Annotated in this window: 3 protein-coding genes and 2 pseudogenes; 3 read left to right on the forward strand and 2 right to left on the reverse strand. The window is 67.2% G+C overall.

From position 1 onward, the window contains the following. A pseudogene (locus FOE67_RS21825) lies at positions 1-287 on the forward strand (ATP/GTP-binding protein); the annotation flags it as partial. Positions 288-750: 463 nt separating this feature from the next. On the opposite strand, the gene FOE67_RS30155 reads toward FOE67_RS21825, so the two are convergent. Beyond that, complete coding sequence (locus FOE67_RS30155; protein ID WP_267133357.1) at positions 751-885, reverse strand: hypothetical protein; 135 nt, start codon at positions 883-885, stop codon at positions 751-753. Between the two features lie 283 nt (positions 886-1,168). On the opposite strand from FOE67_RS30155, the gene FOE67_RS21830 reads away from it, so the two are divergent. Beyond that, a complete protein-coding gene (locus FOE67_RS21830) occupies positions 1,169-1,867 on the forward strand; it encodes a hypothetical protein (RefSeq protein ID WP_182666548.1) in 699 nt (232 codons plus the stop codon). A 91-nt stretch (positions 1,868-1,958) separates the two neighbouring features. Then, positions 1,959-2,273, forward strand: a pseudogene (locus FOE67_RS21835) (NUDIX hydrolase); the annotation flags it as partial. Between the two features lie 4 nt (positions 2,274-2,277). Here FOE67_RS21835 and FOE67_RS21840 read toward each other — a convergent pair. Beyond that, the coding region (locus FOE67_RS21840) for a phosphotransferase (RefSeq protein WP_182666549.1) at positions 2,278-2,826 on the reverse strand (549 nt) is incomplete at its 5' end.

A 2,826-nucleotide genomic window follows, 5' to 3' on the forward strand; every position in this document is an offset into this window, starting at 1 on the left:
CCTCCCACCCCTTCCCCTACAACAACGAGTGGAAGGGCCTGGTCAGGACCCTGGAGAGCACTCTGCTCCTGCACGAACACGAGCCCCGCACTCTGGCGAAGCTCGACCGCTTCCTCCACGATCAGACCGGAGGCATGATCGGCGCGCTCTCCCACCTGATACGCGGAGCCGCGATCGACGCGATCCTCGACGGCACCGAGAAGATCACGCAGCGGGGCCTGAAGGCGATCCCTCTCGATGTCGCCGCGCAGTCCTCCCAGCCCCTCGCCACGAGGAATGGCCGGTGACCCGCAGCAAGCCGACACAGCCGGCCATTGAGCTGGTCCAGCTTCCGTTCCAGGTCCGTCCCATCGCGGGCGAGGGCCGCGAATCGTTCATCGACCGGCTCGCCGAGGCCAACTGCCTCAAGCCCCGTTACTTGCGACGGACCCTGCGGGAGCCGCCCTGGCACCGAGGCGAGCTCCAGTGGGACCGGATCGCCACCGTGACCGGATGTGATGCGGACGAACTACGCGACATCCTCGGACACGGCCGCTGCAAGGAGTGCGGCTCCACCATGTCCATCACGAGGAGCACCCAGCGCCGGACCTGCTCAGGCGCCTGCCGCACGAAGAACTACCGCCGAAACCGGCCCAAGCCGCAGAAGCCGGACAGAAGACGCCTCGTCACCTGCGCACACTGCGAGCGACGCCTCTCCGTCGGAGCCTCGGAGAGGCGTCGCTACTACTCACACGCCTGCCGCGAGGCCGCCTACCGGGAACGACGACGCGAACGGGAAGCCATCCCGATCGTGACCTGCGAGGCATGCCAGACCCCCATCGGCAGGTTCCCCAACAGACGCTGGTGCTCGAAACGGTGCAGTGGGTGGGCCTGGCAGAAGAGCATGGGCCTGTCCTCCCTGCCCTTTCCCGGCGCACCACACCCGGATCAGTCCCTCGGCTGCCTCGAATGCGGCATACCCATCGAGCCGGGCCAAGGCGGCCGGCTCCGCAAGTACTGCTCGAACACATGCGTCGCCCGCGCTTATCGCCGCCGCAAAAAGCAAGCAGCGACGGCCCCCCAGACCCTACGATCCCCGGTGGAATCGCCAGAATAGGGGAGCAGCATGACCGGGTGCGTCTTCTGCGGAGCGCCAGCCAACAGCAACGAACACGTCATACCGAAGTGGGTGACCAAGATTCCGCGCGGGGACATCCCCGGCATCTACCAGAAGTCGGTCGTCGTCGACCTAGACGGCACCATCCTCAGGGATGTCCGCCATCGCTTCGGGGAAATGACCGCCAAGTGCGTGTGCAGGGACTGCAACAGCGGCTGGATGAATGACCTGGAGGAGGGCGTCCGGCCGTTCCTTCTTCCCCTCATCCTGGGCACCGACGAGTTCGTGGTCATCCTGGACCGACAGATGCAGTCCGACCTCGCCGCCTGGGCGATGAAGACAATCATGATGTTCTCCTTCACCAATCCGAAGGAGCACCATGGGGTGATACCTGCGGCCGACTTCGCCTACCTCTATCGCTATCGGCGCCTGTCCACCCGCCGCATGATCGCCCGCGCCTTCCACATGCCGGTCCGCGCCTACGGGATGGACGAGGAAGTCCTGTTCGAGTGGCATCTACGCAAGTCAGTCAGGCCCAAGGGCATCGTCGGCTTCCTGCGCCTGGGTCACTTCGGGATCCAGGTGTGCTCGATGCGCCTGCCCGGCGACAGGCGGCTGAACAAGTTCGAGGAGTTCCCCAATGCCATGCCGCTTTGGCCGCCGACCGAGCGGTGGGTGTGGCCTCCGGAAGAGAAGTGCGATGAGGGGATGATGGACGCCGTGATCCACGGCGGCCACGCGCGTCCTTTCGGTACGAGCAAGAAGCAATGAGCGCCGTCCCCGGTCTGGGTCGCGCACGACCCAGCCGCATGAAGCCGGCTCATCGGTCCAACTTCAGTGACAAACGATCCAGGTTCGATGACAGAGGACATGGCAGTTCCCCGCTGGGGAGATCGAAGCGGGGGAGACCGCCGAGGAGGCGGCCGTCCGGGAGACCGAGGAGGAGACCGGCCTGGTCGTCCGGGCTGTCGCGCCCCTGGGGGAGCGCGTCCATCCGAAGACGCGGCGGCTCATGTCCTACATCGCCTGCGAGGTGGTCTCCGGAACCCCGCACCTCGCCGATGCCGAGGAACTCGCCGAGCTGGCCTGGGTCACGCATCCGGAGCTGCCCGGGTACGTGCCCTACGGGCTGTTCGGCCCCGGCCAGGAGTATCTGGACGACTCCTTGCGGGGATGACCGATCAGCGGGCGGGAGCCCACACCTCGGTATCGGAGCAGGACCGGAGGCTGTCCAGGCGCCGGACGAGTTCTGCCGAGGCTGCTTCGTCCCCGGCGTCGGCCCGCCGGATGTAGGAACCCAGGGTGTGCAGGTCCCGGATCCGGCAGAGAACCGGAAGCCCGGGCCAGTCCCGGATGTCACGGCCGTACCCGGCGCCGAAGCGTTCCAGCTCCTGTTCGGTGCGTCCGAAGCGCACGCCCTGGTAGGTGTTGGCGAGGTCGAGTTCACGGGGGCCGAAGGCCGCCTCGTCCCAGTCGCCGAGTCGTGCCGAGGAGCCGTCCCACAGGGTGTTTCCCGGATAGGCGTCGCCGTGGAGCAGTCCGGGCCCCAGAGGCGAGTCGAGCTGTTCGTAGGAGACGAGCAGTTCCTCGATCCGGTCCGTGAGCCAGGCGCGGTGGTGGGCGGACAGGGAGGTACCGGCGGCCACCCGCTGTTCCAGGGACGCCAGCGGACGGAACTCGGGAAGGGGAACAGGCGGGAGGGGGAGGGCGTGCAGGGCGCGCAGCATGGC

The sequence above is a fragment of the Streptomyces calidiresistens genome (genome assembly GCF_014141525.1).
Classification (GTDB): domain Bacteria; phylum Actinomycetota; class Actinomycetes; order Streptomycetales; family Streptomycetaceae; genus Streptomyces; species Streptomyces calidiresistens.